Below are 13,396 nucleotides of genomic sequence, written 5' to 3' on the forward strand. Positions count from 1 at the left end.
GGTCAGGCGCGGGTCCACTGCTGGTTGGTGCCGCCATGGCAGGTCCAGATGTGGATCTTGCTGCCGTTGGCGGTGCCGTACTCGGACACGTCCAGGCACTTGTTCGCGCCCACGGCGGTGATGGTGCCGTCGGCGTTGAACCGCCACTTCTGGTTGTTCTGCCCGTTGCAGTCCCAGATGATCACGCTGGTGCCGTCGGCCGTGCCGGCGCCGTTGACGTCCAGGCACTTGTCGCCGTAGACGCGCAGCTCACCGGCGCCGGTGGCGGTCCACTGCTGGTTGGACTGGCCGTGGCAGTCCCAGATCTGCAGCTGCGTGCCGTTGGTCTGGGAAGCGCCGGGGACGTCCAGGCACCGGCCCGACCCCACGCCCCGCAGCGCGCTCGTGGCCGGCGGCTCGCCCGTGGGGGTGCTCGTGGGAGTCGGCGTCGGGGTGGCGCCGCCGAACTGTGCGAAGAAGTTCCACACCACCTGCCTGGTCCAGGAGTTCCCGCCGGGTTCGAAGTCGCCGGACTTCCCGTCCACGGGATTGGGGGTGTGACCCGCGTCGAACGCCGCCCAGGCGACCGGATATCCGGCCTGGCACCCCGAGTAGTAGGTGACGATGTGCGACAGGCTGCCCTGCGCCGGCTCCGGCGGGTTCTGCGGCGTGCAGCCGTTGTTCCTCACGAACCTGTCACGCAGCGACCGGCCGGCGGAGATGTTGAGCACCGGGTCCCTGAGACCGTGCAGGCCGATGTACGCGATGGGCCGGTCGCCGCCGCTGCACCCGCTGAGCTGCGCGCCGGAGTAGACCGCCACGGCGCGGAAGGTGGTCGCCCGGGCGCACGCGAGTGCGTAGCTCATGCCGCCGCCATAGCTGAAGCCCGAGGCGAAGCGCTGTGAGGTGTCGACACAGAGGTCCGCCTCGATCCGGCGGATCACGTCGTCGACGAAGGTGACGTCCTCGCCGCCGGAGTTGGCCCAGCCGTTGTTGAAGCCCTGGGGAGCGACGAAGATCGCGGTGTTGTTCGACAGCGCCCTGAGTCCGTAATAGGACCAGACATACCCACTGCTTCCGCCCGAGTCGACCTCATTGGCGGTGCCGCCCCGCCAATGAAACCCGAAGATCAACCGGTAGGGCGTGGTGTTTTGATAGTTGTCAGGAATTCTCAGGATGTAGCTGCGATTCTTCCCGCTGGTCGTGATCGACTGCGTACCGCTTCTCAGCGTCGGAGTCTTGCCGCATCCCGAGGAGGCGGCCATGACTTCGGTGAGCGATGTGATCGCGCTGGTCGCGGTGTCGCCCAGCGCCGTCTGCGTCGTGCTCAGAACGAGCAGTGCCGCGGTCGCGACGGCGGTGAAGAGAGACCTATGCCTCGACATCTCGCGAGTTCCTCTGTCGTCCTTGTGGTGACACACGATGGGGGGTCATTTTCCTCCGCCTTCCGGGGGAGTAATGGCGCCGGTCGACCGGCCGCCGGCGATGGGTTGTTAGCGCTAACACCAGGTCCTGTTAATCAAGTGATCCTTTCCTCGGCGATGGAGGTGGTGGTGCGGCGCAGCAAATACGACATGGCGCGCGCCGTCAAGGGCCGCGCCCTCGTCGGTGCGGTCCTCCGGCCATTCGACGCGTCTCAACTGCTGAGGCGAGGCGGGGGCGTACGGTCGGCGGCGGCGCGGCGATGAAACGTTCATCGCGATGACGGCCGTCGAGAGCGGCGAAAGAGACGGTCAAGGGGACGGCCGAAAACTTACATCGATGACGCACGAGATCACTGCAGCGTACGGGCTCGGCCGAGAGGGGGGCGAGCGAAACTTTCTCGCGGCGACCTTGACACGTTTCGTCATGATTTCCAGACTGGCTCTCAGGGCGCTTCCTCCTGCCGGTTCTGTGGTGGTGGACGGCAGGGGCCGTGGTCATGACGCGCCGGTCTCAACACGCCGCCTCGATCGCGCCGGCTTCGATGCGCCGTCTTCGACGTACCGAGACGGATCGCCTGGCGTTCTCCGCGGTCATCGATCCGCGCTCCCTTATCGCATTCAGCCGCAAAGGAGGCTCAGGCATGAGCGGAAACCCCTTACCCGCCAGAAGTGGCGGTTCAACGCCGACGGCACCATCACCGCCGTGGGCGCGAACAAGTGTCTGGACGTCGCCGAGTACGGCACCGCCAACGGTAGCAAGATCCACATCTGGACCTGCCATTGAGGCACCAACCAGCAGTGGACCCGCGCCTGACCCCACCCGTCGGGCCCTCACCGGGGCGGCCCCCGGGGCGGCCCCGTAACGGTGTATACGCGGCAGACCACTGCAACAGCTGCTTAAATTGTTTGTTAGCGCTATCCCACGCCGACCGGCCCAAGCCGGATACGGTGCCACGGGTTGGTCCACTCCTGCGGGTGCGACCGACCTTCGGCGTGTTCCCGCTTTCGGGAGCTGCTTCGGCCGACGCCGCGGGTCCGCGCCCGCGGGGCTCTGAGGAGATTCGATGAGATCGAGAAGTGACCGGGAGTGACGGTGGAGGATCTGACAGATGCTCGGGCCGAGGCCGCCACGCGGATCAACACCACGGTGCCGCACCCGGCCCGGGTGTACGACTACCTGCTGGGCGGCAAGGACAACTTCGCGGCCGACCGCGAGGCGGCCGAGAAACTGATCAAGGTGTCTCCCGGCACACGTGAGGGGGTACGCGCCCACCGCGCCTTCCTCCGCCGGGCGGTGCGGCACCTCGTCGCAGAGGGGGGCGTCTCGCAGTTCCTCGACCTCGGCACCGGCATCCCCACCCAGGGCAACACCCACGAGATCGCACAGGCGATCGATCCCGGGGCGCGGGTGGTCTACGTCGACAACGACCCGATCGTCCTTGTCCACGGCCGGGCCCTGCTGACCGGCAGCGCTGCCGGGACGACCACGGTGATCGAGGCCGACCTGCGGCAGCCGGAGGCCATCCTGTCCCATCCCGAGGTTCGGGCCACCCTCGATTTCACGCGTCCGGTGGCCGTCATCTTGGCGGGCGTCCTGCACTTCGTCACCGACGAGGAGGATCCGTACGCCGTGGTGGAGCGGTTCAAGGCCGCCGTGCCCGCCGGCAGCCACCTGCTGCTGTCGCACATCACCCTCGACTTCGCGCCCCAGGTGGATGAGGACGAGTTCACCAAGCCCTACGACAACGGCACCGCGCCCATGGTGCCCCGTACGCACGCCGGCGTGATGCGGTTCTTCGACGGCTGGCACCTGGTCGATCCGGGCGTCGTCGAGGTGGTGAAGTGGCGGCCGGACGAGGACGGGCACCGGGAACACATTCCGGGCGGCGGCCATGCCTGGGCGTACGGCGGGATCGCGATCAAGCCCTGAGCCGGAGGCCCCCACTGCCCTCGGGGATGGCGCATCCCCCCCGAGGGCCGTCGGCGTTGGCGAACACCGGCGGCTTCTATCCGCTATCGCTTCGGCGGAGCGGTGCTGTCGCGTATGACGAGGGTCGTGGCGAACTCCTGGCGGTTGGTGGGGAGGGGTTCGCCGGCGGCGAGCGTCACCAGCATCCTGGCCGCGGCCGCCGCCATCTCGGACAGCGGTTGGCGGATCGTGGTCAGCGGCGGGACGGCCCAGCGCACCGGGGGCATGTCGTCGAAGCCGATGACGCTGAAATCCTGCGGGATGCGCAGCCCCAGGCGGTAGGCCGCATGGTAGACGCCGATGGCCTGGCCGTCGTTGGAGGCGAAGACGGCGGTGGGCGGGTCGGGCAGCTGCAGCAGCCGGTATGTGTGCGTCAGACCGTCCTCGATCCGGTAGTCGCCCGGGCAGATCAGGTCGGGGTCGACGGGCACGCCCAGCGTGTCCAGCGCCGCGCGGTAGCCGTCGAGACGGGCCCGGCTGGACAGGGCGTGGGAGGGCCCGGTGATGATGGCGATCCGCCGGTGCCCGAGCTCCAGCAGGTGGCGGGTGGCGGTGAGGCCGCCGTTCCAGTTTCCCGCGCCCACGGAGGGGACCAGATGGCCGGGGTCGCCGGTCGGGTCCAGCAGAACGAGCGGGATCTTGCGGGTGGAGAGCCACTCACGCTGGGCATCGGTCAGGCTGGAGAAGACCGCGATCACACCGGTGGGGCGGCGGCTGAGCACGTCCTCCAGCCAGTCGCCGCCGGGAGTGTGATGACCCTGCAGCTCGGAGATCGCCACGGCCAGGTGGTGCTCGCGCGCGACCTGCCCGACCCCCCGGGCGATCTCCGTGGGGTAGTCGCCGGCCAGCTCGTGGAACACCAGCTCCAGCACGGCAGCGGGGCTGGAGCGCCGCCGCTGCCTGCGGAAGCCGTGCTTGCGGATGAGGGCTTCGACCATGGCGCGGGTCTCCGGCGCCACGGCCGATCGGCCGTTCACCACTTTCGAGACCGTCGCAGTGGACACTCCCGCGAGTTCGGCGAGCTGCGCGAGAGTCAGCGGTTCGGGCTCGGACGCGGCCGACTCGTCGAATACGGTCACAAGGCGCAGTCTAACGGCGAATCGCCGCCGCGAGCTCTAAATGTTTCGGACAATGTAGCCGCTGAATCGGGGGAAAGGCGGGGTCGTGCCCGACTACGTGTCCGAAACTTTCGGAGGGTGCCGGGTTCCCTTCCGGTCGCCCGGCACCCTCGATGCCGTGATCCTTCGTGGCCGGTCCTACTTCGACGCGCCGCCGTACCGGACGATCAGCGCCTCGGCGTCCCGAATCAGCGTGTCACGGACCTGGGCGTCGGTGACGACCCTGGGGTCGTCGACGAGGTCCTGGAACTTCCGCAGCTCCTTCACGATCTTGTCGATCTTCTTGTCCTTCTGCTCCGCGTCGCGAACCGTCGCGAGGTTGATCCGGAGCCGGTGTGCGCTCTTGGCGCCGATCTTGCCGGCGGCCTCGAAGCGGTCGATCAGGGCGGCGATGTCGTCCGTCGAGGCGACGACCGAGAACTTCACCGTCTGCTCGGCCTTGTTGCCGGCGTTGTCGATGGCCGTGACGGTCAGGGTGTGCTCGCCCAGGGCCAGTTCGTACAGCGGCTTGACGGTTCCGGACTCGAACGCTTCACCGTCCAGCGTGCCGGTCACCGACTTCACCCCGGAGTCGGCGTCATCGGCGGTCCAGCCGATGGTCAGGTCCTGGCTGTCGCCGTACTCCTGGCCGTCGGTGACACCGGAGACCGCGATGGTCGGGGGCGTCGTGTCCGTGCCCTTCCCGCCGTCGAAGGCCCAGGAGTCGATCTCGAAGAGATCGTCGCCGCCGGGCCCGGCGTAGGTGAAGTACACGTCGTGCACGCCGGTGACGCCGTCGAGGTCGGCGGTCAGCTCCGTCCACTCGCCGAGCGGCGCGTCGACGGGGATGGTCGCGACCACGGGCGAGGTGCGGCCGTCCAGCCGGATCTCGATCTTCCCGCCGGCCACGAGCGGGCGCACCTTCGCGGTGATGCCGGCGGCGCCGACCTCGCCGAAGTCGACCTTCGCGAGCGACGTCCAGTCGCCGTCGTCGATGTCGTGCACCACGAGGTTCGGCGCCTGCGCACCGAACTCCTCCGAAGCTCCGTCGATCTTCTTCGTCGTGATGCCCTGCTGCCACGCGATCGTCTCGGCCTCGATCACGCGGTACGGGTCGAGGCCGCGGAGCTGCTCGACGCCCTTGTAGTCGCCCTTCACTTCCTTGATCGTGCCGTCGTCGTCGAACTCGAGCTTGGCGAGGTGCGGGCTGCGGAAGCCCTGCGTGGCACCGCCCGTGATCCGGCTGTTGAGCGTCTGGGCGTGGTAGGTGAAGTAGTACTCGCCGTCGAACTCGAACACCGACTGGTGGTTGTTGCCGCCGGCCCCGAAGTAGGTGCCGGGGTTGCGGAAGATGAGGCCGGCGTACGTGTCGGCCGTCCAGGGGCCCATCGGGCTGTCGGCCATGAGGTAGGCGATCGCCCCGGTCGGCGGACCGTTGGGGTCGATCGGGCCGCCGTACCCGAAGTTCGACGAGTACGAGTAGTAGTACTTGCCGTCACGCTTGAACACGTGGCCCGCCTCGAAGACGAGCGGCGCGTCGATGACCTCCGCCGAACCCTTCGTGCTGATCATGTCGTCGCCGAGCTTGATCACCCGCGTGGACTTCGGGTGGTTGGTGTTCTCGTAGCTGCCCGACCCGTCGTCGCCACCGCCGCCGAAGTAGAGGTAGGCCTGGCCGTCGTCGTCGACGAACACGCCCGGGTCGAACAGCCAGTTCTTGCCGTTCGACGCGCCCGGGGTCGAGCCCGTGATGAGCAGGCTGCCGCGCTCGTCGTGCCACGGGCCGAGCGGCGAGTCGCCGACGATGACGCCCGTGGCGCTGCCGTTGTTGGCGAAGTAGAGGAAGAACTTCTCCTTGCCGTCGACGACCTTGCTCTCGACCGCCGGGGCCCACGACTGGCTCGCGTAGCGGGCGATCCCGTTCGCACCGGCGACGGGGATCTCACCGTGGTCGACCCAGTTGACGAGGTCGTCGGACGAGATGACCGTGATCGTGTTGATGCCGCCGTAGGTGTTGGTCGGGGAGACCCCGTTGGGACCGGGGTTGTACATCTGCGTGTCGTTGGTCATGTAGAGGTACACGCGGCCGCCGTGAACGAAGGCGTTGCCGTCCGCCCCGAACTTGTGCGAGATGAGCGGGTTGCCCTCGCCGGGGTTCTTGCCGAGCACCTCGATGGTCTGCGACGGCACGAACTCGTTGAGCGTCACGTCGTCGACCTTGAAGTCCATCAGGTGCGTGTCCGGCGCCGACGAGGGGTTCGACGTCCACGGCGTCTCCACGAAGATCCTCGCGGTCGAGACGTTCTGCGAAGCGGGGATCGTGAACGTGCCCTGGATCAGCCCCCACTGCCCGCGCGGCACCGTCACGGTGCCGAGGTTCGTGTACGTCCCGCCGCCGTAGTGCATCGTGACGAAGAACTGCTTGGTCGCCGGGCTGTCGGGGTTCTCGTACTTCACCCGGGCCGTGACGAGGTAGGTCTTGCCCGCCTCCACCTTGCCGGAGAGGTCCTGCATCGGGCCGGAACCGGTCGTCTTCCGTTCGGTGACGAGCACCGCGCCGGAACCGGAGTAGGCGTCGGTCGTGGGCGACAGCGTCGCACCGTCGGTCGCGTTCCCGTCGTTGGCGAACCAGCCGGCGAGGCCGTCCTCGAACCCGCCGTTCACGATGATGTCCGGGCCGGCGGCCTGGACGGGCGCCGCCGTGGCGACGAGCCCCGCCGCCAGCACGGCGCCTGCCGCGGCGACCGCGGCGACCCGTCGCCGGATCGCCCTTCGAACATGCTTCAACACGAACTGTCCTCCTTGGATGGGGGGTGGTAGAACGCCCAGGGCCGACGGGCCGCGGGCCCCGGGGCAGGGGGTCTCGAACCGGAACAGGATCAGGAACAGAAGCAGGAACGGGGACAGGGACAGGGACAGAGGCAGGGCGGGGTGGCCCGGTGGCACGTGCCGTCTCCACCGGGCCCTCTCCACCGGGCCCTCTCCACCGGGCCATCCCTACCGGGCCGCCACCACCGGGCCGCCCCGGCGGAGATCAGCCGCAGGTGCGGGCGTCGTACTTCGCGTCCAGCGACGCCGACACCGGCTCGCCGTCCACCGTTCCGGAGGCCGTCACCGTGACCTGGCCGGCCGGTACGCTCGCCACGCCGGCCGGGAACGAGCGGGACTTGGTCTTGCCCGGGGGCACCGCGCCGAACGGGGCCGAGCCGTACGCCGACTCGGCCGACGCCTTCACGTGGACCGCCTCGTTGTTGGTCACCTCGACGGTCACCATCACCTTCTTGCCGACGCACCGGGTGCCGGCCGTGACGGACAGGTTCAGCGACGGCGCGGCCGCCTTGAGCGTGCCGAGCCGGGCCAACTGGTAGCTGAGCGCCCGCTCCGGCGCGTCGATCTGGTTCTGGGTGCCGAGCTCACCGGCCCGCGCCGTCCTGGCGTCGGCCAGCGCGGTCCGCATCTCGGCCCACGCGTCCTTCGGGTAGGCGCGCCCGTCCAGACTGTCGGCGTACGCGATCGCCGCGTCGAGGGCGCTCGTGTCGAGCGGCCTGTTCTGCGCGGTCAGCGTGTCGCTGAGCAGGTAGTGGTCGAAGTCGACGTGCCCGCCCTTCTGCCGGGTGGCGTAGTTGAACAGGCCGACTCGGTGTCCCATGAAGTGCGCGAGGGTGCCGTCCAGCGTCTGCGGGCCGACGCGGTCGCCGAGCCGGGTCCACTCCAGCCCGTCGAGGCTGTAGTAGAACGTCGTCCACAGCTGTCCGGTGGGCGAGGCGAAGTCGAGGTCGGCCTTCACGTGCACCTGGGTGGCGTCCCCCAGCGACACCGTCGTGCCCGGCACGAAGTTCTCCAGCGTCGCCTGGTCGAGGTCGACGGAGAACGGCTGCACCCGGTTGACGACGCCCAGCGTGTTCTGGCCGCCCGCACGCTTGACCGCGACGTACGAGAACCCGCGGTTGTAGGCGGCCAGGCCGGCGACGTCACCGTCCTTCATGCCGGAGATGTCCATCTTGGTCTCGACCGACTGCCGCGGCCCGAACGTACGCTGCGAGAGCGTGTTCCGCGCCTCCTCGAACCAGGCCAGCTCGGGCCGGTTGGAGAGCTTCGTGTAGACGTACTTGCCGGTGACCACCCTGCCGGTCGTCAGCCGCAGCCAGCCGTCGCGATCGGTGAGCGACCAGTGGCGGTTGTCGGGGGCGTGGTTCCACTCCCAGACCGGGTCGAGCCGCGACCCGTTGAACGCGATCTCCGCCTCGGCCGGGGACTCGGCCGTCACCGGCTGCCCGACGATCGAGACGTCGTCGATCAGATACTCCACGCTCGACGACGGCGGCTGCGGGTTGGCCCACGGCGTCTCCACCGCGAACTTGAAGTTGTCCACGTTGGCCGTCGCCGGCACGGTGTACTGGCCCGAGACCGTCGTCCACTGCCCGCGTGGCACGTTCCCTGACGACATCACCTGGACGCCGGAGCCCCAGTCGGCGGCGAGGTTGAACCGCACGCTGTCCGGACCCGAGGTGTACTTGATCTTGGCGGACACGGTGTAGGTCACACCGCGCTGCATCTTCCCGTTCAGAAACTGGTTCGGACCGGAACCGTTGAGCGTACGGCCGCTCACCTTGAGCGCCGCCGATCCCGAGGCCGGATCGGTCGTGTCCCGGGTCAGCGTCGCGCCGTACTGCGCGGCCCACGGCGCGACCGGCGTGGACTCGAACCCGGGGTTCTGCAGGAGCTCGACGCCGATGAGCGAGTCGTCGTACTTGGGCGGATCCGGGATCGTCCACTCCTCGTCCATGTACGCCTTGTGCGGCGCGTCGTTGGCGAAGTCGTCGGAGGCGACGATGCTCTTCTGCCGCTCGAACGTCTCCTGCTCCGGGCCGAGCTCGATGGGCTTGGCGAACTCGCCGTCGACCGCCACGACCCCGTTGTCGCCGAAGGTCGGCCACCCGTCCTGCCACGTCGCGGGGATGAGCGCCGGGATGCGCCCGATCGGGAACGTGTCGCGGAAGAACATGCCGTACCAGTCGGTGCCGCCGTCCGCGCCTGAGATGGGCACGAGGCTGCCCTGTGCGAAGCCGTTGGAGTTGAGCACTCCGCGCGCCTCGTAGGTGTTCACGCCCCCCTCGGAGGTGTGGCGTCCGAGCAGTTCCTTCGAGCGGAGCATGACGACCTGGCGCCCCTGGCCGGGCGGCCAGGTGATGATGACCGCGTAGTAGTACCCGTCGATGTGGTAGAACTGGGCGCCCTCGAACAGTCCGCCGATGAACGGCCGGCCGGCGTAGTCGCCGGCTGTGAAGATGTTCGGGTAGTCCTGCTCGATGGCGGTCAGGTCGGCGTTGAGACGCACCGCGCTCGTGCCGCCGGAGCCGTAGAAGATGTACGGCGTGCCGTCGACGTCGAAGAAGAGCGAGGGGTCGTGCAGGCCACGGCCGAGAGGCGTGCGCCGCCACGCCCCGTTCTCGATGTCGTCGGTGCTGTAGAGGTAGGCGCCGCCGAGGTTGTTCGTGTTGAAGACGACGTAGTACCTGCCGTCGTGGTAGCGCAGGGACGACGCCCATTGGCCCTGGCCGTAGGAGTTCTGACCGTTGCGCAGCGAGAACGAGTCTCCGATGTCCGCCCGGCCGAACACGTAGTTGACGATCTCCCAGTTGACGAGGTCGTACGATTTCATGATCGGCGCACCCGGGCTCAGATGCATCGTCGTGCTGACCATGTAGTAGACGTCGCGGTTCTCCTTGTTCTCGGCGGCCGGGACGCGTTCCACGCTGATGTCCGGCACGTCGGAGCGGAGGAGCGGCACGGTGTAGGTGCCGGCGCCGCTGTCGGTCGAGGTGTACGACGATCTGGGCGACCATTCATCGGCCGCGTTCGCCACACCGCCGGTGGACACGAGACCGGCGCACAGGAGCGCGCCGACGGTCATGACCGAAATGCTTCTGGACCGGGCGGTGGTCCCGGGGATCGGGGGGCGTGCGACGGGGAGAGGGGAGCGGGGGGATAAGGGCATTACGAGCTCCAGATGCGATGGGTCGCGGGTGTCGCCTCTGTCCGCGCCGGCTCGTGGCAGCCGTGGCGACCATCGCAGAACAGGACGGGCTATGTTGTTAGCGCTAACATTATGACGGGACCGAAAATCGCGATTGATCGCTGACAGTAGACGGGGCGGTTCGCACTGTCAAGCTTTCGCCGCGCGTAACGTTCGCCCGATAAGGCCGTAACGTTTCGCACCCCGGCCGACGCCGCGGGTTCCCGCGCCGAGCCGGACGCCAGGCCGCGCCGAGCCGGACGCCACGTCAGGGAGCGGTGATCCGGTCGCCGATCAGGGCGAGATTCTGGATGGCGGCCAGGCCGTACAACGCGGTGATGTTGGTGGACACCCAGGCGGCCTGCTCCGTCGGGTTGAGCGTCGAGGTGACCCGCTCGGCCCGCCACGGCAGATCCGGCCCGTAGCCGTCGCCGGTGTAGAACTCCTGCCACGCCCGGGAGGCCAGATCGTCACGCCCGAGCCGGGCCGCTGCGTACGCGGTGAGCCGGGAGTGGCCCTGCCTGAGGATGAGGTCGCCGAAGGAGGCGCCGGTCTCCGCGGCCTGCTCGGCCGCCGTGCCGTTGAACAGCCGGCAGTACCGCAGCCACGCCCTCTCGAACTCCGGCATGTCCACCAGGTCGATGAGCTCGGCGCAGATCTCGACCTGGCCGAACATGGCCGACAGATGGGAGACCGACACCTCCCGCCCGGCGGGGGCGAACTCGCCGGTGTCCGGGTCGTACCGGCCCTCGCCGGTGACGAAGCCGTTGGGCATCGCCGCGATCGTCCGCATCGTGGCCTTGAGCCTCCGCTCGGCGACGGGGTCGCCGCCGCGCTCCCATTCGGTGAGCCAGGCGGCGGCCAGGCCACTCCAGTCGGCGCCGAGGCCGATGGCCGGCGCGTGCGGGTCGGGTGCGTACGGCTCGGTGCGGATCTTCCGCAGCGGGTCGAGCGTCAGGAAGGTCCGGTCGGAGTCGACCAGCGCCCGCATGAGGTCGCCCGTGCGTTCGTCGGCGGTGAGGTAGTAGTGGAACCGGCGGTAGATCGCGGTGGAGATGCGCAGCTGCTTGGCGCTGTCGGACCAGTGCTGCACGCCGTGCCGCGTGCCGAGGCCCGCCCAGGGGCCGAGGTGGTAGACGTCCACCTCGCCGGTGTGCCGGGTCATGGCCTCGGCGAAGCGGAAGACGTCCGCGCGTCCCGAGCGCAGGAAGGCGTACCAGAGCCACAGATCGGGCGACAGCTCGGAGTTGTCCCACGCGTAGCCGCCGATGTCGTACCGCCACACCTTCCGGTCCTCGTCGAAGGTGTGCATGATGTCGCCGTAGTCCCAGAAGCCGTACCAGTGACGCTGCTCGACCTGCCTCCGGTAGTGGTCGAAGAGGAAGTCCAGGTGATCCTCGATCGCGGCCCTGGCCGGGTTCGAGCGGTCGACGGGCGAGAACAGGCCGCCGAACACCCGCGCGGACACCAGGTGCTCGACCGGGTTGACCAGCTGCGGGGGAGTCCGGAGCCGGTCGGCCATGGCCGCCAGGCGGTCGGCCGGGGGAGTGGCGGCCATCGCCCAGAACGTGAGTTCGTGGGTGCGGGCGATGCCGTACGGCGTGTCGAAGCCGGGTTCGTGGTCCTCGTAGGTGATGTCGAGCCCGTCGAGCTGCTCGGGGTAGGTGTCCTGGCCCATGCCGTCGTGGTAGGGGCGCATGTCCATCGGCCCGGCGTCGGGCGACCAGAGCCAGACGGTGATCTCGGCCTCGTCGGTGTGGGCGCCGCGGATGTCGAGCCCGGTCGGGTGGAGCCGCCAGAAGTCGCGCAGTCCGAAGGCCAGGCCGCCGCTGACGCCGCCCACATAGCCCAGCCCGGCGGCGCGCCCGCCCTGGTCGACGGGGATCCAGCCGCAGCCCTGCTTCGTCCGCTTCTTCAGCGTGAAGCCCCGCGACGACGGCTGGCTGAGCGAATGGTCGCCCCATTCGGGGACGTACCGCAGGCGGTCGGCGACCCGCCGGTTCCAGGTGGCGGGGTCGGGCAGCCGGGTGCCCGCGATCTGGGCGGCCCGCACCGCCGCTCCCGGGTCGCGGCGTAGCCCGGTGATCCCCTGCACGGCCTCGGCGAACATGCCGTGGTCCGCGCCGACGAAGCGGACGTGCCGGTCGTGGGCCGCGTCCCGCATCGGCACGCGGAACCGTACGCCGAGCCCCGCGATGAAGTCGCGCCGGCCGTCCCGGTCGTACACGAAGCTGTGCAGCATGCGGATGGACTCCGCGCCCGCGTAGAAGTAGAGCCGCACGGTGAACGGGAGCCAGGACACGCCCTGCTCCCCGGTCTGGCGGCCCTCGATCCTGATCACGGCGCGCACCGGCCCGGCCTGCTCGACGACGACCTGTTCGATGTCGCTCTCACGGCGCTCCAGGGGGGTCCTCGCCTCCTCGGACTCGTCGATCTCCGCCTGCCTGAGGCTGACCAGCCGTCCCCGGCGGGCGATCTCCACGCCGCCGCGCCGGATATGGGCGATCAGCTCGGCGCCGCCCCTGCGGATGCGCGCCCTGATCACGCCGGTGTCCACGTCCACGTGGTCCGTGTGCTCCTCGACGGTCACCGGTGTGGCGGGCACGGCCGGCGTGCCCCCGCGGAGGGTGTAGGACTCGGCGGGCACGTCCGCCGCGATCGCGTGGGCGGTCCACTTCAGCGACCCGTCCGGCCAGTAGGCCAGCGGCCAGCTCTGCACGGGGGTTCCGTCGCCGAGCGTGAACGCCTGCCCCGCCGGGACGACCCCCCGGGGCCAGGGCGTGCCCCAGGTGGAGACGGCGGAGTCGACCGGCCTGCCCTCGAGCCAGGTCAGCCGCACCGCGGGTACGGCGTCGGCGGCGGCCGGGTCCTCCGGTCGGGTGGCTTTCATCTGAACCTCCAGGTGGGGCGG

7 protein-coding genes are annotated in these 13,396 nt (G+C 69.3%); 2 read left to right on the forward strand and 5 right to left on the reverse strand.

What is annotated here, in order from left to right; all coding sequences use genetic code 11:
- Window positions 1–2 precede the first annotated feature (2 nt).
- Window positions 3–1,364 carry a lectin gene (locus AP234_RS13105; protein WP_055479897.1) on the reverse strand — a complete coding sequence of 454 codons (1,362 nt, stop codon included), beginning with the start codon at window positions 1,362–1,364 and terminating at the stop codon, window positions 3–5.
- Window positions 1,365–1,740: 376 nt separating this feature from the next.
- Here AP234_RS13105 and AP234_RS34940 point away from each other — a divergent pair, with 376 nt between their 5' ends.
- Complete coding sequence (locus tag AP234_RS34940) at window positions 1,741–2,187, forward strand: ricin-type beta-trefoil lectin domain protein (protein ID WP_235558149.1); 447 nt, start codon at window positions 1,741–1,743, stop codon at window positions 2,185–2,187.
- 309 nt (window positions 2,188–2,496) lie between these two features.
- A complete protein-coding gene (locus tag AP234_RS13110) occupies window positions 2,497–3,333 on the forward strand; it encodes an SAM-dependent methyltransferase (protein ID WP_055480082.1) in 837 nt (278 codons plus the stop codon).
- Between the two features lie 83 nt (window positions 3,334–3,416).
- On the opposite strand, the gene AP234_RS13115 is transcribed toward AP234_RS13110, so the two are convergent.
- The 4 genes from AP234_RS13115 to AP234_RS13130 all read right to left on the reverse strand — a co-directional run bounded on the left by AP234_RS13115 (window position 3,417) and on the right by AP234_RS13130 (window position 13,375).
- Window positions 3,417–4,451 carry a LacI family DNA-binding transcriptional regulator gene (locus tag AP234_RS13115; protein ID WP_152990392.1) on the reverse strand — a complete coding sequence of 345 codons (1,035 nt, stop codon included), beginning with the start codon at window positions 4,449–4,451 and terminating at the stop codon, window positions 3,417–3,419.
- Between the two features lie 177 nt (window positions 4,452–4,628).
- Window positions 4,629–7,259: a family 43 glycosylhydrolase gene (locus AP234_RS13120; RefSeq protein ID WP_083502090.1), complete on the reverse strand. Its 2,631-nt coding sequence runs from the start codon at window positions 7,257–7,259 to the stop codon at window positions 4,629–4,631.
- 244 nt (window positions 7,260–7,503) lie between these two features.
- Window positions 7,504–10,383, reverse strand: a complete 2,880-nt coding sequence (locus AP234_RS13125) for a family 43 glycosylhydrolase (RefSeq protein WP_055479900.1) — start codon at window positions 10,381–10,383, stop codon at window positions 7,504–7,506.
- Between the two features lie 370 nt (window positions 10,384–10,753).
- Entirely contained in the window at window positions 10,754–13,375 is a 2,622-nt protein-coding gene (locus AP234_RS13130; RefSeq protein ID WP_200926499.1) for a Tat pathway signal sequence domain protein, read from the reverse strand.
- Between the last annotated feature and the right edge of the window lie 21 nt (window positions 13,376–13,396).

It is taken from the genome of Sphaerimonospora mesophila (genome assembly GCF_001417795.1).
GTDB classification, from domain to species: domain Bacteria; phylum Actinomycetota; class Actinomycetes; order Streptosporangiales; family Streptosporangiaceae; genus Sphaerimonospora; species Sphaerimonospora mesophila.